This is a genomic window from Psychrobacter sp. CAL346-MNA-CIBAN-0220 (assembly GCF_040309805.1).
Classification (GTDB): Bacteria; Pseudomonadota; Gammaproteobacteria; order Pseudomonadales; family Moraxellaceae; genus Psychrobacter.
In genome coordinates this window covers 1-245 of record NZ_JBEOPF010000626.1, presented here as the reverse complement: position 1 = coordinate 245, position 245 = coordinate 1, and the positions used below count along the sequence as shown (strand labels likewise).

Here is a 245-nt window from a genome sequence, read left to right as displayed (position 1 = left end):
ATATAAAGCTAAGCAAATAGCATCTAAAATAGTGCTTTTACCTGCGCCGGTATCGCCGGTAATTGCAAATAATCCGGCGTCTTTTAGCGGGGCTGCTAAAAAGTCTATTTCGGCATCAACAATAGAAGCTAAGTTATGAATACGCACTGCGGTTATTTTCATAGTTGCTGTTGCTCCTCTAGTTCGTTAATAACATCGTTTAATAGATTTTTTAGTGCGTCGGGTACGCTTTCACCGTGCATATC

General features: G+C 40.4%; 1 protein-coding gene. It reads right to left on the bottom strand.

Going from position 1 to position 245, the window contains the following annotated elements:
• On the bottom strand, positions 1-162 hold a 162-nt coding region (locus AAEY88_RS15070; RefSeq protein WP_350563694.1), incomplete at its 3' end, for an AAA family ATPase.
• Positions 163-245 lie beyond the last annotated feature (83 nt).